Origin of the sequence: Dolichospermum circinale AWQC131C (genome assembly GCF_000426905.1) — a bacterium.
GTDB classification, from domain to species: domain Bacteria; phylum Cyanobacteriota; class Cyanobacteriia; order Cyanobacteriales; family Nostocaceae; genus Dolichospermum; species Dolichospermum circinale.
Window position 1 is genome coordinate 44,062 of the sequence record NZ_KE384602.1, and the last position, 21,952, is coordinate 66,013.

A 21,952-nucleotide genomic window follows, 5' to 3' on the forward strand; every position below is an offset into this window, starting at 1 on the left:
CTTCGCTGTGACGGTTTTGGGCAACTTTACTTTTCGTTACTTACAGCATTTTCCGCACTGATGAGGTACAAAATTGAATCATGAAACTCTTGTGGTGCGGGCATCTTGCCCGCTAGATATGTACCTTATAACACCGGGAAGTGCTGTATGTCGGTTTTTTTCCGCTTACCTACTTAATAAAGAATATTATATATTAAGTATTGCATAATTACGAACTACAGCATCGAAAAAATTACCTGCAAATTTAGATTGCTCCACATTTGCAGGTTTTGAGTTTATTTTCCTGAAAAATTCGATGATTAAATCTGCTTATTTTATGCTGATAATACAAACAAAAGCGAGAACAGCAGCAACCATATAAAAAACTGCCACTACTTGTAATTCTGACCAACCAGTTAATTCTAAATGATGATGTAAAGGAGCCATTTTAAATAATCGCTTACCCTTACCGTCTGGTCCTTTGGTCGCTTTATAATAACTGACTTGAGCCATGACAGAAAGGGTTTCTACAAAGAAAATCCCACTCAGGATAAACAATGATACTAAAGAATTTGTCACCAACGCGACAGCAGCTAAAGCCCCACCCAGGGCTAAAGAACCAGTGTCACCCATGAAAACACTAGCTGGGTTGCGGTTATAGGCTAGAAATCCTAAGCAGCTACCACTGACAGCAGCACAGAAAACCATTAAGTCGGGAGAAGTTGGGGAAATGATCACACCCAATGCGAAAATAGCGATCGCTACTGTTCCCGCTGCTAAACCATCCACACCATCTGTTAAATTAGTAGCATTGCTCTCCGCGACTAAGACAAAACCCGCTAGAGGCCAAAACAACAATCCTAAAGGCAAGGATAAACCCGCCCAAGGCAAATGGATATTAGTTATGCTAAAATCACCTTTAAGCATCAGCCAGAAACAAAACAGCGCCCCAAAGATAACTTGTAAAGCCAATTTCGTCTTAGGAGATATGCCTTTATTTGATTTACGCCGCAAAATTTGCCAGTCGTCTAACCAGCCAATTAAACCGTAACTCAGAGTTAAAGCGGAAACAGCAACTACATCTTGAGAAAAGTTACATAGTATACAAGCAACTACTACAGCCACAGGGATAAAAAATATACCCCCCATCGTTGGAGTTCCTGCTTTTTTTAAATGTGCTTGGGGTCCATCTTCCCGGATAATTTGACCGGTTTTTAGTGCTTGTAAAATAGGTATGACCCGTTGGCCAAGCACACCTACGATTGTAGCACACAAGAAAAGAGGTAAGGTTAAGGAGGTAGTATACCAGGGATGCCTCTGCCCCACCCAATCTAAAATCAAGGAAGTTGTAGTTAGTAACATTGTTAGCATTGAAGCTAACCTAATTCCCGAAAAATTCAAACCTTGGTTAGGAGATAATTTAAACTTAGCGTCCACAAAAAAATCCTTCACTCCACACTTACAAAAAATCTAAATCAAACAATATTGCCAATATTTGGTGTCCGTATCCCAAAATACTCACACCTAATCTTCATCAATAGTTATATCATCATCGTCATCGTAATCAATATCACCAATTCCGTCGTCTGCGATCAGAAAATCGGATATTACTTCTACATCTTCCCGGGAGTCTGTTTCATGGACTTCACGGGCTATCAGTCGGCCACTTAGTCGTAACCAGTCTAACATGGAGGATTCCTGTTTGACCGGAATAACCGCTGCTCGCTGGTTTCTGGGCGCTTCGCGTAGGGGAGAATCTAACATATCAACAATCACACCTAAAGGTTTATCTAACTAGACATTAACAGTCTATCATTTGATACGAGTTATTTTATCCTTGATTCAACTCTTTAATTGCTTTATCCGAATTAAACAAAATCAACAAAATTTTTATCCTTTCCTGGGGGTGATTTGCTTAATTACTAACTAAATGGTAGCTAAAAAGTCCAGATTTTAGAGTTGTATGCTTATAGATAGGGGACATTTATATCTCCTTGATACTGTTTCATTATGTATACTCTTGAGGTAAAAAACAATGATTAAGTCAAATCTCATAGATATAGTTGCTGGCACAAATCGCGGTTTGTTGGTCAATGCTGCACAACAACAAGCTATTTTAGCAGCGATCGCTAACCTAGAAGATTTTAATCCTACACCACGTCCATTAGCTAGTAATTTACTAGAAGGCGACTGGCGACTACTATACACCACAAGCAAGGCTTTATTAAAGATAGATCGTCTGCCATTTTTTCAACTCGGTCAGATTTACCAATGTATTCGGGTAGAAACTAACAGTGTTTATAACATAGCTGAAATCTACGGTATTCCTGCCTTGGAGGGATTAGTCAGCGTTGTTGCTCAATTTACACCACTATCACCATCTCGTCTACAAGTTAAATTCCAGCGTTCTATCATTGGTTTCCAGCGTTTAATTGGCTATACAACACCAGGGAATTTTGTCCAACAAATTGAATCTGGACATTTTCAAAATAAATTAGCTTTTGATTTTCCCATTCAAAGTCAACAACAACAAGCTTGGTTAGATATCACTTATCTTGATGATGACCTCCGTATTGCCAGGGGGAACGAAGGTAACGTTTTTGTATTGAGTAAGACATAGAACATTTTGCAAGAAGTGTTTGCCAACGAACTTACACTATTGCGTTTACTATGTCAAGGGGTCATTGACAAGATTAACAATTCATTACCCATCAATGGTTATTTGATAAATAACTTAACAAAACCCAAGGACACGCCTCTGTTGTTGTAGAGTGAGAACAATCAGCCCTAATTTACGGCATTCATTCTTCAAAAGGGAAGATACATCATGGTTCAACGTGGTTCTAAAGTCCGTATTCTTCGTCCTGAGTCCTACTGGTTTCAGGAAGTTGGTACAGTCGCTTCTATTGAAAAAAGCGCCATCAAATACCCTGTAATTGTCAGATTTGACAAAGTTAACTACTCTGGTGTTAATACTAACAACTTTGCTGTAGATGAATTACTCGAAGTAGCAGCACCCGCTGCTAAAGCAAAGTAAACAACCGACAGGAGTTTGATTAAAAGTAGCCTACGCTAACAATTAATCATATCACCGGGACTTACGCAAGGTCTCACTGATAGTCTCCATGGCATAGCCATAAATTCCATTCTCGCGGTAATTCACCAATTACCGCTACTTTCTTTATCTTTTGCGTAAGTCTGGACTAAGTTTTGGGCAGATGTTATCATTCAAGTCTAGTCAAATATCCTATCCATTCTGTCTTGAACTATACGTTTTTTTAAAATATTATTTACTTTCATGCCTGAATTGCCCGAAGTTGAAACAGTCCGCAGAGGTTTAAATCAATTCACCCTGAATCGAGAAATTACGGATGGAAATGTCTTGCTAGAACGCACTATTGTCTATCCATTTTCTGCTAATGAGTTTATTGATAAAATTAAAGGCACTAAGATAACTACCTGGCATCGTCGCGGCAAATATCTTCTCGCTCAACTTAGTTCCGATTCTTTCCTGGGTGTTCATTTGCGAATGACTGGTCAATTATTATGGGTAGAGCAAAATCAACCTTTACATAAACATACCAGAGTCCGCTTATTTTTCTCCGAAGGTCATGAATTGCGCTTTGTTGACCAGCGCACTTTCGGAAAAATGTGGTATGTTCCTGATCAGATGGCTGTAGAAAGCATTATTACAGGTTTAGGCAAATTAGCCCTTGACCCCTTTGATCCAGAATTTACAATAGAGTATTTTGCCAGTAAATTAAAAAAATCCCGTCGTCCCATTAAAACTGGATTATTAGATCAGTCCGTGGTGGCAGGATTAGGTAATATTTATGCTGATGAAGCCTTATTTAAAAGTGGTATTTTACCGACAACCCTTGGGATAGAATTACAAACTCCCCAAATTGAACTGTTGCGAATCGCTATTATTGAAGTTTTATCAGCTAGTATTGCCGCAGGAGGGACAACTTTTAGTAATTTTCTCAGCGTTCAAGGCGTTAACGGTAATTATGGCGGTGCTGCTTGGGTTTATAATCGGGCTGGCAAACCTTGTAAAATTTGTGGTAACATCATACAGCGAATTAAATTAGGTGGTCGTTCTAGCCATTTTTGTTCTCATTGTCAAAAATAATCATATTTCGCACCAAGACCCAAAGACCTCCCCAAAATTTGCCAATAAAAAACGCGAAAAAAGAGAATTAGGGGGTTGACAATGGCTTTGAAATCTGTTATAATAGAACCGACGAGTAAGAACTACGATCTTATAATTTAATATATAAAAATTTGCTGCCAAGGGGTTGACTTGAAAATCGGCGGTTATTTGTTTTAATAAAAGAAATTAGCCTTGGGTTAAAGTTACAAGATAAAATTTGCAGTGAAGGCGTTTATTTTGGAACGAAGGTAACTTATGGCTGTGAAAAAAGGGAATATGGTTCGCGCTATTCGGGAAAAGTTGGAAAATAGTCTGGAAGCTAAAGCTAGTGATTCCCGCTTTCCTAGTTATTTATTTGAGACTCAAGGGGAAGTTGTTGATATCAAGGGTGACTATGCTTTGGTTAAGTTTGGACGAGTACCAACGCCAAATATTTGGTTAAAATTAGAACAGTTGGAAGAGTTCGTTTAATCACTCTCAAGTCCTCTCCAGATCCCCGACCTCTTGAAGAAGTCGGGGATTCAATTACGTATATTTACGGTTTATTTTTGTTTTTATAATTTTCAGCGATATGTCACGAATATTCAGAAAATTAAGGATATTTTAGCTGTCGTTGCATAACAAACACAATCCTGATTATAATAATTCAGTATAAATTAAAAATAAATTATGAACATTGAAGAATACTACGGAAAATATGATTCTCGTATAGTTCAAGCATCAGAACGCTTATTTATAGAGGAGTTTCTTTATCCCTTACTAAAATCAAATATTGGTAAAATAGAGCCACAGTATGTTTTTATTGATAGCACCGGTAAAAACAGACGTATTGATTTTGCATATCACGATGATGAGAATAATGTAAAAATTGCCTTTGAAGTCAATGGAGAAAGTTATCACGCTGAGGGAATCATACCACATGAACAATTTGATGATAATTTATTCCGTCAAAATGAGATATTGGGACGAGGTTATAAACTACTACGTTTTTCATATAATCAATTACAATCTCCAAGATGGAGAGCAATAGTTAAAGATAGTATTCGTAATTTAATTACTAAATACGCGCCTAACTTACTCAGTGAATATAGTTTAAAACCTAACGCAATTCAAAATGAAGTATTAGAAGTATTAGATTATTTTCGCAATGTGAGAAAATTAAATAAAGGTATAATCATTATGCCTACTGGTACAGGTAAAACTATTTTATCTGCTTTAGATGCAAAACGCATGGGTGGCCGTGTTTTATTTGTAGTTCATAGGCTAGATATATTAACACAAAGTATAGAGGCATACCGTAAAGTGTGGGGAAATCTTAATGCAGGAAAACTAACAGGTGAAGAAAAGTATAGAGAAAAAGAATGTGATGTTTTATTTCCTAGTAAAGATACATTAAGACAATCAGAAGAGTTAGCAAAGTTTACCCGTGATTACTTTGATTATATTGTGATTGATGAAGTTCATCATAGTCAAACATTATCATATCAGGCATTACTAAAATACTTCCAACCAAAATTTATGCTGGGAATGACAGCAACCCCAGATAGAACTGATAGAAAAGATATATTTGAATTATTTGAATATCATAATATTTATGAAATTTCTCTCGATGAAGTAATTGAACGTGGTTTGTTAGTTCCTTATACTTATATAGGATTAACCGATAATGTTGATTACTCTAAAATCCGTTATCAAAATCAAAGTTATCGAGTTGATGATTTGGAAAGACTCTTAATTATTCCTGAAAGAAATGAAGCTATATTAAAAGCATATTTAGATGAAGATAAAGGTGCAGGGGATAAAGCCATTGGTTTTTGTGTTTCCATAGAACACGCAGATAGAATGGCTGAGTTTTTTAATGACAATGGAGTCAAAGCAACTGCAATACATTCTCGTAGTGCAAACCGCGATAATTTAATTGAGAGTTTTCGTAAAAATAATTATCAAGTAGTATTTACAGTAGATTTATTTAATGAAGGTATTGACTTTCCTGATATTCGTGTACTTCTTTTCTTGCGTCCAACAGAATCAAAAACTGTTTTCTTGCAACAGTTAGGTAGAGGTTTACGCTTATGTACTGGTAAAGATAGAGTGAGAATACTAGACTTTATTGGTAATTATAAACGCGCTAATCAAGTACGAAAATATTTAGCTAAAAGCAGTAGTCAGGAGGTAAAAGAAGAAAATGGTAATGGTAAGCGTATTAAAAAATTAACTTATGAGTATTCAACTGGATGTGAAGTAAAATTTGATGAGCAAGTAGAAGAAATTTTAAATAGACAAGATGCTGAAGATTTAGGAATAGATAAAGATGATCTTAAAAATGCTTATTTTGAACTAGCTGAAAGATTACAACGTAAACCAACAAAACAAGATTTAGATGAACAGGGAAAATACAAAAGTAATTTATATACTCAAAGCTGGCAAACATGGCTGAAATTTTTACAAGATGTAGGTGAGTATACAGAAGCAAGCTATCATTATCCTCAAGGTACTCATTTAGGACATATATTATCTATTCTTTGGTATTTTGGCTTACCATCACAAGATAAAACTCATTTTGATAAACGTTATATTAGAATGCGTGGTAAATTAGATAAAGATGATCGCATTAGTGGTTATCAACGACAACTAAAGTATAAATTGCAAGCCGCTATGGAGTTAGGAATTTTAGAAGATGATCGAAAAATACCAAATAATCAAGATTGGAAACCTACTTTAACTGCTTTAGGTTTTAAACTTCGTCAAATTTTAGAACCAGCACTAAGAAATATTAATTTGAGTTTTCCTTCAAAAGAAGGTGATATACCTAGCACTCAAATGGTATATCAAGAATTGTATTATAATCAATTTATTATGAATATAATACAACGAGATAAGCGGGCTAAAAAAATTGTTTTAGAATTGTTTATAAATGTACCAGCAGTACAGCAAATGATAGCTTTCTTATATCATATAGTTAGGAATAATACAGTAGAAAAACAGAGAATCTATCAAGATTTCTTTTCCACACCCTTTGTAAAACGTTTTTGTGAACAAGAAGGAATTGAACCAGCTACGGAGGAAGCATCAAAGCGTAGATGTCCTTTTTTGTTAAATATACTTAATGCTTGTGGGATCATAGAAATTAACCGTTCAGATATTACAATCAAAAAATTAATGTTAATTCCCAATTTAGTTAAATCTATTAAAGATGAGGATGAAACATTAACTCAAACAAGATATGAAGCAGTAAAAGCAGCATGGCCAAATAATGCTAATATGTTGGATAATCACAATTTAAGTATTGTGCGTGAACTTTTTGGCAGTGATTTTTTAACAGAAAATTACCATTTAACTGATTTAGATTATATAGAGGTTTAATATGGGTAATCGTTCCCAAAATAATACAAAACATATTGGAATGAACGCTATAAAAAAGCGTGGGTTAGCTCATGCTTCTGAACAGATAATTTCAACGGAAAAACCAAAAAAAACGTTTCATAGTTCTCTAATTATGGATTGTTGTGATTTATTATCTCTCTTACCTGATAATTCAGTACAGTTAATTGTATGTGATCCACCATATAACATAAAATTAGCTAATTGGGATATACATGAAAATTATCTAAATTGGGCTTCTCGTTGGTTGCGAGAATCTGAGCGTGTTTTGTCAGAAACAGGAAATATAGTCATCTTTGGCGGATTACAATATCAAGATGAAGCTGGTTCTGGAGACTTATTAACATTAATAAATGATATGCGATATAATAGTAAAATGCGATTGGTAAATCTCATTATTTGGAATTATCCAAATGGGATGAGCGCCCATCGTTTTTTTGCTAATCGTCATGAAGAAATCCCTTGGTTTGGAAAGACTTCAAAATACTATTTTGATCTAGATGCAGTACGAGAACCTTTTGATGAAGTGACCAAAATTGAATATATGAAAGATAAACGTTTACGTTCTGAAAGTGTTGAAAAAGGACGTAACCCCACTAATGTTTGGAAAATACCCAGATTAAATGGAAATTCTAAAGAGCGTGTAGGACATCCAACTCAAAAACCTCGTCAATTAATTCAGCGAATTGTTCGCTCTCTATCTTATCCTGGTTCAGTTGTTTTAGATTTTTTTGCTGGTAGTTGTGTGACTACAAGAGTGGCTATAGAAGAAGGAAGACATAGTATTGTCAGTGATATTGATCCCATTATTAGATCTTATTTAGTACAACAACTTGATATGATGGAATCAATACCACCTAATATTTTTGATGTAAAACCTGAATTTGAATTATTTGATATTCTTCCTCAATGTCATCCTATATTTTCAAGTTAATTTAAAACCAGGATTTGATGATAAAATTAACGAATATATTGATAAGATAGAAAAAGAGAGCAAAAGAGATAAAAATGCGATCGCCTTTTGTTTTTATTTTTATACTTTGTTTTCATAATTAGGAGTTACCTAAGATATACTGATAGCCTGCGTAGCGTAGCCATAAACCCTATTCTTGAGTGGGGGTAATTTATGAATTATCCCCACCTACATTATATTTTGCGTATATCATCATAATTTTCAGCGATATGTGACAAATATTGAGAAAATTAACGATATTTTAGTTGTGGTTGCATAAAAAACACAATCCTTATTATAATAATTCAGTCATTTAACACACATCATCATGAGTTCAAAGAATAAGGATTTACAGGGGAGTTACGCTAAAACTCGCTTACTGCTTGCATTGTGGGAATTAGGAGCAAATGAACAGAAGGTAGCTAAGGGTAAATTAAGCAAGCGGGTGGTGTCTAAGGGTCAAAAAATAACCGACTATCAAGGCATTTTAGAGGATTTGCAAGGGCAGGGAGCTATTACTATCCTTAAAAAAGGATCGGCAATTAGTTATACTCTCAATTCACCAATAGGTTTAGATGTGTTAGGCGCTGGTTTGCGTAGTGATGAGTTTGAGTTTGAATCAGGTAAGACTATAGGGACGTGGGTAGCTAATGCGTTATTGCGGTGGTTTCGTCAGGTTGATGTGGTTGTAAACAAGACCGTTGTATTAGATAATGGGGTTAAGGTTGAGGTAATTGGTTCTTATGAAGAGTTTAAATTAGAGATTCTTGATTTATTTGACAAGCTAGATAAAAGCTATAGTCATGCTGGGTTAGTTCCTATTTGGCAAATACGCAAAGAGGTAGGAAATCGGTTACAACGTGATCAATTTAATACTTGGATCATGGATATGCAAGCAGAGCAATTATTATATCTCCAAAGTGGAGAAGCACGAGGGGCAACCGAAGAACAGAAACAAGACTCTATTAATAGTGAAATAAGAGGTCTTTTATTCTTCGCTAGTAAACCTTGATAAAAGTAAAGTAGAGAAAAATTATGTCAAACACAGATAAATATGCCTTATTTGACAAGGCACGTAAAGAATCTGCAAATCCTTTTCGACTGAAATCAGTAATATCAGCTAATGAAGTCTGGGGTGATGTTATTACTGATTTACCTGAACTAAATCAACATATTGACGAAAGAATATTTGATGCAATTTCTGAAGTGCGTAAAAAGTATTCTAGCAAAATTGGAATTGCAATTAAAGGTGATAGAGGTACTGGCAAAAGTCATGTTATCCATAGATTATGGAGAAAAATAACACAAGAGGGAGGTTCAGTTTTCGCCTATATTGGTCCTTATGCTAATCCTCAACGAATTAATTCTCATGTACGTTTTTACTTATCTGAGAGTTTCACTCATCAAGATAGTCTAGGCATTACCCAATGGCAAAAATTAGCAGCAGCCGCAATTAATACTTTAAAAGGAACAGAGTTTGAGGATAAATATCGCTCATATATTGAAAAATGTAATTCACCTGATGAGTTACGAAAATATATTGTAGCTAGTCAAAGTAAAGCTACTCTATCAGGCTTTTTTGATGAATTGGTGGAAGCAATCTTAGAAAATCAAACTGGAATTGATTTCAATTTTCTCAGAGCAATATTATTTTTGTTGTTGAAAAATGTCAAAGATGCTCAAATTGCTTTAGCCTGGATTAAAGGTGAGGATAATTCAGAGATTAAAACAATAGGATTACCAGAATTTTCATTTGATATACAAGAAGATAAATCTATCTGGATGATACAGCAAATTTGCAAATTAGCTGAAGTAGCATCATTACCAGTTGTGATTTGTTTTGATCAACTTGATAATGCTGGTACTGATAATGATTCTGGAGATAGTCCTGCTCAAAATGTTGCGAAATGTATTGATAGAATTTACTTTCAATGTAGTAATGTAATTCTTATTTGCTGCGTTATTAGTGACACATGGAGAGAAATTGAACAAATGGGAAGTGGTATCCCAGATAGAGTTGGACAAAGATCAGTTAAAGCCCAACCACCTACTACTGAACAGACTATAGAATTGGTTAAACTCAGACTAGATTGGTTTTATAAAAATAATAATCTCAACTCTGAAGATTATCCTCATTTATATCCCTTTGAAGAAAGTAAAATCAAACATATTGCTAGTGAATCTGCTGGTGCGCGTTCTTTAATGATATTAAACCTCTAGTAGCGATTCAGAAAATTTATGAACAAGCTGAAGACTATGGATTTACTAAAGAAGAAGTAAAACAATTTGTGAAAGAGTTAAGTCTTGCTGCTGATAATCTATTAATTTGTGAAATTTTAAGTGCGCCGGTGTGATATGAGTATTCAAATAATGAATGGAATTCAATTACCAGCTTTTGATGTGGAAATGCTGGCTTTGGGAAAATTGATTGTAGTACCTTTTAAACAGTTTCAACCTGAAGGTAAAGCATCTTGGTTATATCCATGTCAACAACTCCCAAATAACCTCAGTTTAGAGGAATATTATCAACCTGAATATTTAGCAAAAGCTAGAAATTCCTGGGCTAAATATTCAACATACCCTATTCATCTTAAATTTTGGGCGCGTTGTGAATATCAATGGCGTATTAATCCTGAGCAAAAGGATATTTTACCGAAAGTTGCACAATCAACAATTTGGAATTTGAGTGCTTTAGAAAATATATTTGAACAGCAGAAAGTTCTCAAATTTTCGATGTTGCGAGTTTATTGCCTTTCTAAACCTTGTATAGTTAATATACCAACAGATACAGGTTCATTTTATTGGACTAAATCTGAAGATATAGTAAATCATGCAAGTGAAAATGATATTCCTGTAGTTTCTGCTGCTAGTTTTAGCCAACGAAAAAGCCTAATTTTATCTGGAAATATTTCTCCATACCAAAATATAGAAGCTTTACAGTTTCAATGTGAAAATATTTCAGAAACTAACCAAGACATTAAAAATCTAAATCATGACATTAAGCAATTTTTAGGCTGGTATAGTGTTCCAACTATTCCAAAATTAGATAAAAGTTTAGATTGGATAAAAACAATTACAGCATTAGGAGATAGAAGTATAGAACTAGAAGAGAGAAAAAATAATTATCAAGCGGGTACAGACTTTGAAAATATCTCTCGTCAAAGTTTAGAATTTTTAGGATTTAAAGTTGAAAATGCTTATAAAGGAGGTGCGGGAGGGTTAGATTTATATTGTTCTCAACCCTATCCTTTAGTGTGCGAATGTAAAGCAGGTAAAAGTATTCCTAGTGGTACAGTTCAGGAATTAATTAAACTTGGTGGAATGCACTTAGGTAGAGAACAATTTATCAACTCTGCAAAATTGGTAATAGGTCCAGGTAACGCTACTTCAGATAATCTCAAATCCTCAAAAGAATGGAAAGTCAGTATTATTAAAGCTATGACATTACAAAAATTAGTAGAACTCAAAGCAAAATATCCCGGTGCGATAAATTTACTTGAATTAAAACAATACTTAGAACCGGGACAAATTGATGATAAAATTAACGAATATATTGCTAAAATAGAAAAAGAGATAAAATTGCGATCGCATATTATCCAACTCGTCAAAAGACATCTAGAAAAAACAAGTGCTAAAGATGCTCAAGTTGGTAATCTTTGTATAGCATATCTTTATGATCATCCACCACAAGACCTAGAAGACAGAGAATTATATGATATTCTCATAGAACTATCATCACCATTAACAGGATATTTGGGAAGAATTAAAGAAGATGATTGGAAAAAAGATCGCTTTTATTATCTCCGAGATTTACCAATTAATTAAAAATAACTAATTCTCCGTATTTCCCCACGTACACTCATCAGAATTTTACCGAGGTAATTTTCCCCAGTACCATCAGCACCACAGCCCCAAAAATAGTCTATAGGTGAATCCTCTATTAATAGATTATCACCTGTTAATAATAATATCTCCCTAATATCACCATGAGTCATAAACTTTTGTAGTACCCCAACCCGCATAACTTGAGTTTTTACCAATTCCCAATCTAGACGCAGACAACGAGAATGACAACGCCCTAAAGCAGCAGCTTGTTCAGGAGTAGCAGCAGCGTGAATTAAAGGTATAATTGGAGCATCTGGACTACCAATAAACTTTTGTGCTTGATAATAATGTTCAACAGTTGGCCAGTAAGTACCTTCGATATTAATACCGTGAGCGGAAAAATTAGAAAAACAGCCATAGGGGTCAGAAACTTTATAAAAGTAAATAGTCATGGGAAAAATTATCTTTTATACTAAATTAGCAAAATTAGCCATGATCAAAATAAATAATCGGAAATATAGGACTCCTATAGTTGATCATTGTATTGCCTTTTCCCAATTACCTATTACCCATTACCAACCTCAACAGATATGATAAGTATTCAACCGGACATGATATCAAACATCCTTGTAGACAAAAATAAGCCCAAGCCGATTTATGACTTGGGTAAATAAAATGAGTTTTGTGCAATCATGCCCAGGGTATAACAAAATAAATTATACAAAGTATGAGTGGCATTTGGGTAGGTGAGAATCGGGGGTAAAGGACAAAAACAGGACGGGAGAAATCAAATGTGGGGAATTTTGACAGCAAAATTAAACAGCCCCACTGTTTTTATGAAATAAAATGGTGATAGTTTTGAGAATCAACCTTAAATCGTAAACTAAACTCCAGTTTTTTTGATATTGTAGATCTAAACGAATCACATCTTCAAAACTACGGACTTGAGAACGTCCCTTAACTTGCCATTCACCAGTCATACCAGGTTTAACGTCGAAACGTTGCCATTCTGGTACTTCGTAGCGTTCCACCTCATCGGCTGTAGGTGGTCGAGTTCCCACTAGACTCATTTCACCTTTGAGAACGTTCCAAAATTGCGGTAATTCATCGAGACTGGTACGACGTAACAGTTTACCGACTTTGGTAATTCTGGGGTCATGATCATTTTTAAAGAAAGCACCTTCCACTTGATTTTTGATTTGGGATTTTTTAGCTTCCGCATCTACACACATAGACCGAAATTTCCAAATAGCAAAACGTTTACCCATCCAACCACAACGGGTTTGCTTAAAGAAAATCGGACCGGGATCGTCAATTTTAATAGCGATCGCTATGGGTATAAACAAAATAGATGTAATTACTAACCCAACCAATGATCCGACAATATCAATAGCCCGTTTCATCCAAGAAGCCACGGAAGGATGAGTTTGCGGAAGTGGGTCTACTTTTCGAGAATTATTTTTTCCCGTATCTATCAGGTCATCGTTTGCTACTGGTGATAAGTTCTGAAGAGACTCAATGGGAAACACTTGATCTAGTCCTGTTAGGTCTAAAACTGCCATGACCTGGGGAGTAACATAACGCAGTGTCATTAAAATCCCCTTTTCCTGGGAATTTTTGAAGTTACTGACCAGAGAACCTAAACCACTACTATCCATAAAGATAGTATTTTGGAAATCAATGACAATTTGCCGAGGTGGTGAATCTGCTTGAATTAAGTTTTGGTAAGTTTGTTTAAAACTGATAGCTTCAACCACGGTCAACCTCGCTGGTACTTGCAAGATTGCCACATCTTCGAGGTAAGTAACTAAAAACTCTACTGGTATGGTTTGGCTACTCATGAAGCTCTGCACTTTAGTTGCCATCTAAAATCTAATCTGCTAAATGTGATTTGGTCTTAAAAAAATAATTAACCTGATTTTTAATCTGTATGATGAATTACAAATGGGTAGATTTTTAAAGATCAGCAAGAAGATCACTAATCAAGCTTCACAATAGAAGAAACTGACAAAATTCTTGCTGTTGTAAATAAGCAAATCCTCCCGTTACTTCATATCATCATCATGACCACTAAAAATAAAGTTAACTCGACTGCACGCCTAATCGAAGTCTTTTCTGCAATTCAAGGGGAGGGTCTGAATGTGGGGACACGTCAGATTTTTATCCGTTTTGCTCTTTGTGATCTGCGTTGTCATTTTTGCGATAGCGCCCACACCTGGAATGCACCCTCTAGCTGTCAAATTGAGTCTTCCCCTGGATTACGAGATTTTGAAGTTCATCCAAATCCCGTTACATCATCTACATTGTTGGCCTGGGTTGCTAGACAAAACCTACCTTTTGTCCACGATAGCATTAGCTTGACTGGAGGAGAGCCTTTGCTTCATGCAGTATTTTTAGCGGAATTTTTGCCCGCAGTGCGATCGCTCACTAGTTTACCAATTTATTTGGAAACCGGCGGACATCGCCCAGAAAATTTGGCAATAATTCTCCCCTATCTAGACTCTGTGGGCATGGATTTGAAACTACCCAGTGTCAGCGGTGAAACTTATTGGTCAGAACATACAAAATTTCTTCAGTTATGCTCTAACTCTAAGTTAGAAGTATTTGTAAAAATAATTGTTTCCCAAAGTACAGTTGTTCAGGAGTTAGAACGGGCAGCTTTGTTAGTTGCCCAAGTCAGTGAGGATATTCCGGTATTTTTACAACCTGTTACCCCTTTACCCGTTGCCTCTTTAGCTGCTCAAAAATTTAGTTCTGTGGTCATGGTAGCACCAACTCCAGACCAGGTTTTAGAATGGCAAGTTTTGATGAAAAGATTTGTTAAACAAGTGCGTGTGATTCCCCAAACTCATAAAATGTTGAATCAAATGTAGAATTTAAAAAGTTTTCATCAAGAAAAAAATAAAGTTTATTGATTCTATAAAACTGTGGCCAAGTAATTAGGTAAACGGAAAAAACCAACACAAGTAACGAAAAGTAAAGTTGCCCAAAACCTATTTCCTGTAACCTATTTCCTGTAACCTATTTCCTGTAACCTATTTCCTGTAACCTATTTCCTGTTCCCTGTTCCCTGTTCCCTTGTCATAACGACAATTTTTAACGCCAACCTACTTAATTAAATATCTTTGTGGGTTGGGGGTTGCCCACCCCACTAACTGTGAAGATGCTGCTGGTGATTTTAGAGTTCACCAGCGTCGCCATTTCTAGATTTAGATTTAGCTTTGTTAGCGCTGCGTTTAAGAGCAGAAAGTCTAGCTTCGTATCGAGAACGCTGACGTTTGCTAGGAGTGTTTTCAACTAAGGTTTTTAAGGCACTACCAAGACTTTTATAAGCGTTAGGTAAACTATAACCAAAGCGGGTGGCTAGAGCGATCGCTTTTTCGTCAGCATCTAGCAATTCTTTAATTTGTTTGTCCCCATTATTTTTTTGGTATAGTCGCCAACCGGAAACGCCACATAGAGCTAAAGCTAATACTAGTAATAATCCATCTTGTACCCACAATTCACCCACCGCACCACCTAAACCAATGGCCAGGGCAGCCATTTCCCAGCCATCTTTAGGAATGGTGTCATTTTGAACACGAGCCACTTCGTGCCAAAACAGCAAATTACGCTGATCCATTGCCAGAGCATCCCATTTTACCAAGTCAATTTGAATTTCTACTTGGTCTTTACCGATTTCTTCGCAACGAATCAGAGGTGGATTAACCTCAGTTGTGCCTTCAACCGTTACCCAACTTTGTAATTCTGGCGGTAGTAAACTTTTTAACCGCCGAAGTTCACTCATTTCCGCTTTAGCAGAGGAAGTTGCATAGGATGTCATAAAAATCCAGCCCTACAAAATTTCTTTTTTGTATATGATTAGGTTATCACTTTCCAGTTTAGCGATTTCAGTAGTTATCCTCTGATTCATCGGCAAAACTACCACGCTTTTTCCGCGCTTCCATGGCTTTTTCTAGGAGTTCTAATAATCCAGGAGCTTGTTCTTGAATACTCAACAATAATCTTTCTCCCAAGTCTATATTTCCCGGATCTTCTCCTGTTTCCATTACTTCCTGCAAACGCGGCACAGCAATGCTATCCACAATTTGGATCAATCCGCTCAGACAACGGTTAAATTGTTTTTCGGTGAGCATGGAGTCCTCCAGGGGAAATTCAATGATAGCCCGGATTTCACCATCGGAGGGATCGTATTCCCATTGCAGCATTTTGGTTTCCCAAGAAATAGCCAGCATGGTTTGCAGGATGGCGTTTTTGTGGGGATGGTCTTTCACTTCCGCTAAAACTTGAGGCGCAAATAACCGGAAAAATCTCCCTTCTTCGTCCAGTTGGACAACTATCAGGAAATCTTCTAGGTTTTGAGCTTCAACACCTGTAATAATCCGGTCTTCTTCTTCATCAAAACGGTATTGCCAACCAAGATTATCTAGATACTTGGCTATCTGTGTGAGATTTGCTGCCATAAAAGCCTCGTAAGGAACAGTAGGGAGGCTGTCACCAAAATTATTGTAACCTGGTGGAGGCATTTACTCAATTGGTACAGTCAGTCCGTTGGTGTGAAAAATTGTGGTGATGACAAGGGAACAGGGAACAGGTAACAGGTAACAGGGAACAGGGAACAGGGAACAGGGAACAGGCTTCGCAGTGAGCGTCAGCCGAACGGTTTTCGGCAACTTTACTTTTCGTTACTTATGTCGGTTTTTTTCCGTTTACCTACTTACTTGGGTTTTTTCGGCCTTTCTACTTGATTTTTGCCCAACTCGGTCAATATAACTGGATGAAAAAATCTTCTGTTGAGTTTTAGTTGCAAAACTTAACACAGTTATCAGTCAAGTCTTTTTTCCATCTGTATCCGCACTTTGGTAGACTTAAAAACTGAAATAGCTAAAAAAAACGTACTTGACAAATAATTTAGAGGGCAAATTCCGTGGAAAATACAATTGGTTTAGAGATTATTGAAGTAGTTGAGCAAGCGGCGATCGCCTCTGCAAAGTGGATGGGTAAAGGCGAAAAGAACATTGCTGACCAAGTAGCTGTGGAAGCTATGCGCGAACGGATGAACAAAATCCAGATGCGCGGCCGCATTGTCATCGGTGAAGGTGAACGGGATGATGCTCCCATGCTCTACATCGGTGAAGAAGTTGGCATCTGTACTCGTGAAGATGCTAAAAACTTCTGTAAGCCTGATGAATTAATGGAAATTGATATCGCTGTTGACCCCTGCGAAGGTACAAACCTCGTAGCCTATGGACAACCCGGTTCAATGGCTGTTTTAGCAATTTCTGAAAAAGGTGGTTTATTTGCGGCTCCCGACTTCTACATGAAGAAGTTAGCAGCACCACCAGCAGCTAAAGGTAAAGTTGATATCAACAAATCAGCAACAGAAAACCTCAAGATTCTTTCTGAGTGTCTAGGTCGCTCTATTGAAGAACTTGTAGTCATTGTCATGAAGCGCGAACGTCACAACGATTTAATTAAGGAAATTCGTGAAGCTGGCGCAAGAGTACAATTAATTTCTGATGGTGACGTAGGTGCAGCTTTATCTTGCGGTTTTGCTGGTACTAACGTTCATGCACTCATGGGTATTGGTGCTGCTCCTGAAGGTGTAATTTCTGCCGCAGCTATGCGGGCTTTAGGTGGACACTTCCAAGGTCAATTGATCTACGATCCAGCAATAGTGAAAACAGGTTTGATCGGCGAAAGCAAGGAAGCAAACTTAGATCGTCTCACATCAATGGGTATCACTGACCCTGATAAGGTTTATGATGCTCATGAACTCGCATCCGGGGAAACGGTTCTTTTTGCTGCTTGCGGTATCACCAGTGGTAACTTGATGCAAGGTGTACGCTTCTTCCACGGTGGCGCTAGAACTCAAAGCTTGGTTATTTCTACCCAGTCTAAAACTGCTCGCTTTGTAGATACCATTCACATGGCCGAGCAACCTAAGGTTATTCAATTGCACTAAGAATTGGTGATTGGTGATTGGTAATTGGCGATTGGGTATAGAGTGCAGAGTGAACAAACCCATTAGCGATTACCGATTACCTATTACCATTACCCATTACCCATTAACAATTACCCATTTAAGAAATGAATATTGCAGTGGTGGGGTTAAGCCATAAAACAGCCCCAATAGAAGTTAGAGAAAAATTAAGTATTCCCGAAGCTCAAATCGAAGGAGCGATCGCTCATCTTCTCAGTTATCCTCATATTGATGAGGTTGCTATTCTCAGCACTTGTAACCGCCTAGAAATTTATATTGTCAGTAACGAAACTACTCAAGGGATTCACGAGGTTACTCAGTTCCTTTCTGAACATAGTAAACTACCTATAGTCTCTTTGCGCCATCATCTGTTTATATTAATCCACGGTGATGCTGTAACACATATTTTACGGGTTGCGGCTGGTTTGGATAGTCTCGTATTAGGTGAAGGTCAGATATTAGCTCAAGTTAAACATACTCATAAACTCGGACAGCAATTTAATGGCATCAAAACCATTTTAAATCGGTTATTTAAACAAGCTCTCACCGCAGGTAAACGAGTTCGCACGGAAACCAGTATTGGTACTGGTGCAGTTTCCATCAGTTCGGCGGCAGTAGAATTAGCACAGATGAAGGTAGAAAATTTGTCTATTTATCGCGTGTCTATTCTTGGCGCTGGGAAAATGTCCAGGTTACTTGTACAACACCTGATTTCTAAAGGTGCAACTCAAATTAGTATTGTTAATCGTTCCCGTGGTAGGGCTGAAGAACTAGCAAATTTGTTCCCAGAACAACCTATACAAGTCCATTTGCTGCCAGAGATGATGTCAGTTATTGCCGAAAGTAATATAGTATTTACTAGCACTTCATCAACAGAACCCATTCTTAATCGGGCTAAGTTAGAAATGGTACTAGAACCAAATCAACAATTAATGTTATTTGATATTTCCGTACCTAGAAACGTAGATGCAGATGTTAATGGTTTAGCCAATGTTAAAGCCTTTAATGTTGATGACTTGAAAGCCGTTGTCGCGCAAAATTATGAAAGTCGCCGCCAAATGGCGCAAGAAGCTGAGAAGATATTAAACGAGGAAGTAGGGGCTTTTGAAGTATGGTGGCGCAGTTTAGAAACTGTTTCTACAATTAGTTCTTTACGCAATAAAGTAGAGACTATCCGCGAACAAGAATTAGAAAAAGCTTTATCGCGCTTGGGTTCAGAATTTAGCGAAAAACATCAAGAAATCATTGAAGCTTTAACACGGGGAATAGTTAATAAAATTTTGCATGACCCTATGGTGCAATTACGCGCCCAGGAAGATGTAGAAGCGAGAAGACGATGTATGCAAACTCTACAAATGTTATTTAATTTGGATGCAGAGGAGCAATTTAGCTGAAATTGGCAAAAAATGGGGATAAATGATGCCATTGCGGCTAAAAATCCCTGTTTTGCTTTGGACTTGGCTTTGATACTTTTGGTTATCCTAGAAACAGAATCCAAAATTTATGACTCTTTTTATTACTCTTTCAGGTTTAAATTATTATGTCTAGTATAAATACGGGTATTGAGTGGACAGATAAAACTTGGAATCCTACAACTGGTTGTCACAAAGTTAGTCCGGGTTGCTTACATTGTTATGCAGAAGCTATTACTAAACGCTTTCCTAATAACTTTAAAAACGGATTTGATTTAACTCTATATCCAGAAAGATTGACAGAACCTTTAAAATGGCGTACTCCCAGTAGAATCTTTGTTAATTCCATGAGTGATCTTTTTCATGAAGAAGTACCTTTAGATTTTATTCACAAGGTATTTAAAGTGATTCAGGCTACACCTCATCATATATATCAAATATTAACAAAAAGACCTGAAAGATTAGTTGAATTAGCGCCACATCTAGAGTTTCATAAAAATATCTGGTTAGGTGTATCAGTGGAAAATCAAAGTTATGTTTCTCGTATTGATTTACTGCGTCAAGTGCCGGCAAATGTGCGTTTTCTGTCCTGTGAACCATTGTTAGGTTCATTAAACCTTGACCTGATAAATATTGATTGGGTGATTGTTGGTGGCGAATCTGGTCAAAAACATCGTCCGATGAAAATTGAATGGGCTGAAGAAATTCGTGACCAATGTCAAAAAGCAGAAGTAGCATTTTTCTTTAAGCAAATTGGTGGTAGAACTTCTAAAGCTGGTGGTAAGTTATTAGATGGTAAAATATGGGATGAAATGCCAGAAGCGTGGAAAGAGCATCAAAATACCTGGGGTAAATCTCCAAGGAAATTATTAGTGAAAACGGAAAGCTTAGGACTTACTGCTTAAAGGGAAATGTAACTTTAACAGAATCTCCAAAAGTATTTTTTTTTCGTTTATTAACAGGTGGTTCGGCTGTAATTTTACCTTCTTTAGCCATGATATCTTTGATGATTTTATAGCCTCTTTTATCTTTACTGACAAAAATTAAGTGATGGCTTGTACGTTTTTTCTTTTCATGTTTAAAACGAAACGGTTGAACATATTCAATATCCATTTCTTTTAATGCGTCACAAATAGTTTTTATAATAGCAATTTCTCTATTTTCTGATGTCATTAATTTTAATTCTTGGCGAATTTTATCTGCTTTTTGTTTGCCAAATAAGTCATTTATATTGTCTTCAACAATGGCATTAGTTAAATCCATATTTATACGATTGTAATTAAAAAAGAAGAGGCAATCACAGCCCCAATTTTTCACAACTGAGTAAATAAGGTTAAGCGACAATCCTTTATAACCGTATGGGTCTAAAAAAAATAGTGTAGGAACATGAAAAAATATTTCAAGATTCTTTTCACCAATTTCAAAATTGGTTACTTGAGGTTTATATTTTAAATCATCAATGCCAGTAATTTCATCTATAGCTTTTTGGAGAGAATTGGTATGTTCAGAATTAGCATCATTAAATAATGTTTTCAGCATATTTTGCATATCTGAGTCAGCAACTGCTGTTTCTAAAACTTTTATAGGTGTTGATTTTGAGCCATCTTTATATCTACCTGGACCAGCGAAAAGGTCTATGTAAGCAATTTTATTACCTGCTTGTTTAGCAGTCGGGATAATCACCTTTGCCCAAACCCAAAAATATTTCTCAACAATTCTGGCTTTTACCAAAGATTGCTCTTTCGGTTCATCAAAGAAGGAATCGTTACTCATAAGTAATGCTTCTATCTATACTCTGATTATAATAGAGTATAAATTACTGAATTTCTATAAATGACACCAAAATATTTTAAATTTTGTAGTTTTTCGGTTAAGTATAAGAGGTCGTTTGAAAAGTCTAAATTCATACTCTCTTGGGCGATTAGAAAGATGCTTCCAGCACGCCCTACGCCAACGCGGCTATACAAAAAAAACCCACCTTCGTGGGTTTAGAACCCTTGATTTTTCATTAGTCCACCTTTGCGTGCGTTATGCAGGAATAGGTGGAGTTCGCTTGTGTAGTAGCGATAGCGCAGCGTGGCGTAAGCCATATTATATTCGCTGATAGCGTAGTGTGGTTGATGTTGGGTTTCGTTCCTCAACCCAACCTACAAATTACTACAAATTACAATGGTGAATAGACAGCCAAGAAATTCCTCTTACCGTTTACAGCGGTTTCCGATCTGATGAAGTACAAAGTTGAATCATGAAACTCTTGTGGTGCGGGC

The 21,952-nt window shown here is 36.5% G+C and carries 20 protein-coding genes; 13 read left to right on the top strand and 7 right to left on the bottom strand.

Going from position 1 to position 21,952, the window contains the following annotated elements; all coding sequences use genetic code 11:
- Positions 1–309 precede the first annotated feature (309 nt).
- Positions 310–1,416, bottom strand: a complete 1,107-nt coding sequence (gene mraY, locus ACIR131C_RS0107960) for a phospho-N-acetylmuramoyl-pentapeptide-transferase (protein ID WP_028089767.1) — start codon at positions 1,414–1,416, stop codon at positions 310–312.
- Positions 1,417–1,503: 87 nt separating this feature from the next.
- A complete protein-coding gene (locus ACIR131C_RS0107965) occupies positions 1,504–1,743 on the bottom strand; it encodes a DUF3134 domain-containing protein (RefSeq protein ID WP_028089768.1) in 240 nt (79 codons plus the stop codon).
- Positions 1,744–2,014: 271 nt separating this feature from the next.
- Here ACIR131C_RS0107965 and ACIR131C_RS0107970 point away from each other — a divergent pair, with 271 nt between their 5' ends.
- From ACIR131C_RS0107970 to ACIR131C_RS0108010, 9 genes are all read left to right on the top strand, one after another.
- Complete coding sequence (locus ACIR131C_RS0107970; RefSeq protein ID WP_028089769.1) at positions 2,015–2,599, top strand: PAP/fibrillin family protein; 585 nt, start codon at positions 2,015–2,017, stop codon at positions 2,597–2,599.
- 207 nt (positions 2,600–2,806) lie between these two features.
- The gene (locus ACIR131C_RS0107975; RefSeq protein ID WP_028082647.1) at positions 2,807–3,016 is read left to right on the top strand and encodes a photosystem I reaction center subunit IV; all 210 of its coding nucleotides are present in this window, start codon (positions 2,807–2,809) and stop codon (positions 3,014–3,016) included.
- A gap of 261 nt (positions 3,017–3,277) precedes the next feature.
- A complete protein-coding gene (locus ACIR131C_RS0107980; RefSeq protein WP_028089770.1) occupies positions 3,278–4,111 on the top strand; it encodes a DNA-formamidopyrimidine glycosylase in 834 nt (277 codons plus the stop codon).
- A gap of 276 nt (positions 4,112–4,387) precedes the next feature.
- Positions 4,388–4,603 carry an NAD(P)H-quinone oxidoreductase subunit O gene (gene ndhO, locus ACIR131C_RS0107985; protein ID WP_028082649.1) on the top strand — a complete coding sequence of 72 codons (216 nt, stop codon included), beginning with the start codon at positions 4,388–4,390 and terminating at the stop codon, positions 4,601–4,603.
- 198 nt (positions 4,604–4,801) lie between these two features.
- Complete coding sequence (locus ACIR131C_RS23870; protein ID WP_051347513.1) at positions 4,802–7,495, top strand: DEAD/DEAH box helicase; 2,694 nt, start codon at positions 4,802–4,804, stop codon at positions 7,493–7,495.
- A gap of 1 nt (position 7,496) precedes the next feature.
- Positions 7,497–8,447: a DNA-methyltransferase gene (locus ACIR131C_RS22225; RefSeq protein WP_051347514.1), complete on the top strand. Its 951-nt coding sequence runs from the start codon at positions 7,497–7,499 to the stop codon at positions 8,445–8,447.
- Positions 8,448–8,793: 346 nt separating this feature from the next.
- The gene (locus tag ACIR131C_RS0108000; protein WP_028089771.1) at positions 8,794–9,477 is read left to right on the top strand and encodes a hypothetical protein; all 684 of its coding nucleotides are present in this window, start codon (positions 8,794–8,796) and stop codon (positions 9,475–9,477) included.
- Between the two features lie 23 nt (positions 9,478–9,500).
- Positions 9,501–10,685 (top strand): hypothetical protein, encoded by a 1,185-nt coding sequence (locus ACIR131C_RS22230; RefSeq protein ID WP_196811740.1) that lies wholly within the window; start codon positions 9,501–9,503, stop codon positions 10,683–10,685.
- Positions 10,686–10,835: 150 nt separating this feature from the next.
- Positions 10,836–12,290 carry a DUF1802 family protein gene (locus ACIR131C_RS0108010; protein WP_071604942.1) on the top strand — a complete coding sequence of 485 codons (1,455 nt, stop codon included), beginning with the start codon at positions 10,836–10,838 and terminating at the stop codon, positions 12,288–12,290.
- On the opposite strand, the gene ACIR131C_RS0108015 is transcribed toward ACIR131C_RS0108010, so the two are convergent.
- Together ACIR131C_RS0108015 and ACIR131C_RS0108025 are read right to left on the bottom strand one after the other, a co-directional pair.
- Entirely contained in the window at positions 12,287–12,742 is a 456-nt protein-coding gene (locus ACIR131C_RS0108015) for an NADAR family protein (protein ID WP_028089773.1), read from the bottom strand. The two genes, ACIR131C_RS0108010 and ACIR131C_RS0108015, sit on opposite strands and share 4 nt — an antisense overlap.
- A 363-nt stretch (positions 12,743–13,105) precedes the next feature.
- Positions 13,106–14,155: a sugar transferase gene (locus ACIR131C_RS0108025; RefSeq protein ID WP_028089774.1), complete on the bottom strand. Its 1,050-nt coding sequence runs from the start codon at positions 14,153–14,155 to the stop codon at positions 13,106–13,108.
- A gap of 198 nt (positions 14,156–14,353) precedes the next feature.
- On the opposite strand from ACIR131C_RS0108025, the gene ACIR131C_RS0108030 reads away from it, so the two are divergent.
- Positions 14,354–15,163 (top strand): 7-carboxy-7-deazaguanine synthase QueE, encoded by an 810-nt coding sequence (locus ACIR131C_RS0108030; protein ID WP_028089775.1) that lies wholly within the window; start codon positions 14,354–14,356, stop codon positions 15,161–15,163.
- A gap of 305 nt (positions 15,164–15,468) precedes the next feature.
- On the opposite strand, the gene ACIR131C_RS0108035 is transcribed toward ACIR131C_RS0108030, so the two are convergent.
- On the bottom strand, positions 15,469–16,113 hold the full coding sequence (locus ACIR131C_RS0108035; protein WP_028082655.1) for a DUF3318 domain-containing protein: 645 nt from the start codon (positions 16,111–16,113) through the stop codon (positions 15,469–15,471).
- A 67-nt stretch (positions 16,114–16,180) separates the two neighbouring features.
- Entirely contained in the window at positions 16,181–16,753 is a 573-nt protein-coding gene (locus tag ACIR131C_RS0108040; RefSeq protein WP_028089776.1) for a type III secretion system chaperone family protein, read from the bottom strand.
- 464 nt (positions 16,754–17,217) lie between these two features.
- Here ACIR131C_RS0108040 and glpX point away from each other — a divergent pair, with 464 nt between their 5' ends.
- The 3 genes from glpX (at position 17,218) to ACIR131C_RS0108060 (ending at position 20,590) form a co-directional block, all read left to right on the top strand.
- A complete protein-coding gene (glpX, locus tag ACIR131C_RS0108045; RefSeq protein ID WP_028089777.1) occupies positions 17,218–18,255 on the top strand; it encodes a class II fructose-bisphosphatase in 1,038 nt (345 codons plus the stop codon).
- A 125-nt stretch (positions 18,256–18,380) separates the two neighbouring features.
- On the top strand, positions 18,381–19,667 hold the full coding sequence (locus ACIR131C_RS0108050) for a glutamyl-tRNA reductase (RefSeq protein WP_028089778.1): 1,287 nt from the start codon (positions 18,381–18,383) through the stop codon (positions 19,665–19,667).
- A gap of 146 nt (positions 19,668–19,813) precedes the next feature.
- A complete protein-coding gene (locus tag ACIR131C_RS0108060; RefSeq protein WP_028089779.1) occupies positions 19,814–20,590 on the top strand; it encodes a DUF5131 family protein in 777 nt (258 codons plus the stop codon).
- Here ACIR131C_RS0108060 and ACIR131C_RS0108065 read toward each other — a convergent pair.
- The gene (locus ACIR131C_RS0108065; RefSeq protein ID WP_028089780.1) at positions 20,580–21,458 is read right to left on the bottom strand and encodes a three-Cys-motif partner protein TcmP; all 879 of its coding nucleotides are present in this window, start codon (positions 21,456–21,458) and stop codon (positions 20,580–20,582) included. The two genes, ACIR131C_RS0108060 and ACIR131C_RS0108065, sit on opposite strands and share 11 nt — an antisense overlap.
- Positions 21,459–21,952: the final 494 nt, after the last annotated feature.

Coding starts and splice junctions, on each gene's coding strand:
- ACIR131C_RS0108015 (WP_028089773.1), bottom strand. CDS start 12,742: ATGACTATTTACTTTTATAAAGTTTCTGACCCCTATGGCTGTTTTTCT.
- ACIR131C_RS0108040 (WP_028089776.1), bottom strand. CDS start 16,753: ATGGCAGCAAATCTCACACAGATAGCCAAGTATCTAGATAATCTTGGT.
- ACIR131C_RS0107975 (WP_028082647.1), top strand. CDS start 2,807: ATGGTTCAACGTGGTTCTAAAGTCCGTATTCTTCGTCCTGAGTCCTAC.
- ACIR131C_RS0107980 (WP_028089770.1), top strand. CDS start 3,278: ATGCCTGAATTGCCCGAAGTTGAAACAGTCCGCAGAGGTTTAAATCAA.
- ACIR131C_RS0107970 (WP_028089769.1), top strand. CDS start 2,015: ATGATTAAGTCAAATCTCATAGATATAGTTGCTGGCACAAATCGCGGT.
- ACIR131C_RS0108035 (WP_028082655.1), bottom strand. CDS start 16,113: ATGACATCCTATGCAACTTCCTCTGCTAAAGCGGAAATGAGTGAACTT.
- ACIR131C_RS22225 (WP_051347514.1), top strand. CDS start 7,497: ATGGGTAATCGTTCCCAAAATAATACAAAACATATTGGAATGAACGCT.
- ndhO (WP_028082649.1), top strand. CDS start 4,388: ATGGCTGTGAAAAAAGGGAATATGGTTCGCGCTATTCGGGAAAAGTTG.
- ACIR131C_RS23870 (WP_051347513.1), top strand. CDS start 4,802: ATGAACATTGAAGAATACTACGGAAAATATGATTCTCGTATAGTTCAA.
- ACIR131C_RS0108010 (WP_071604942.1), top strand. CDS start 10,836: ATGAATGGAATTCAATTACCAGCTTTTGATGTGGAAATGCTGGCTTTG.
- ACIR131C_RS22230 (WP_196811740.1), top strand. CDS start 9,501: ATGTCAAACACAGATAAATATGCCTTATTTGACAAGGCACGTAAAGAA.
- ACIR131C_RS0108000 (WP_028089771.1), top strand. CDS start 8,794: ATGAGTTCAAAGAATAAGGATTTACAGGGGAGTTACGCTAAAACTCGC.
- ACIR131C_RS0108025 (WP_028089774.1), bottom strand. CDS start 14,155: ATGGCAACTAAAGTGCAGAGCTTCATGAGTAGCCAAACCATACCAGTA.
- ACIR131C_RS0107965 (WP_028089768.1), bottom strand. CDS start 1,743: ATGTTAGATTCTCCCCTACGCGAAGCGCCCAGAAACCAGCGAGCAGCG.
- ACIR131C_RS0108065 (WP_028089780.1), bottom strand. CDS start 21,458: ATGAGTAACGATTCCTTCTTTGATGAACCGAAAGAGCAATCTTTGGTA.
- ACIR131C_RS0108030 (WP_028089775.1), top strand. CDS start 14,354: ATGACCACTAAAAATAAAGTTAACTCGACTGCACGCCTAATCGAAGTC.
- ACIR131C_RS0108050 (WP_028089778.1), top strand. CDS start 18,381: ATGAATATTGCAGTGGTGGGGTTAAGCCATAAAACAGCCCCAATAGAA.
- ACIR131C_RS0108060 (WP_028089779.1), top strand. CDS start 19,814: ATGTCTAGTATAAATACGGGTATTGAGTGGACAGATAAAACTTGGAAT.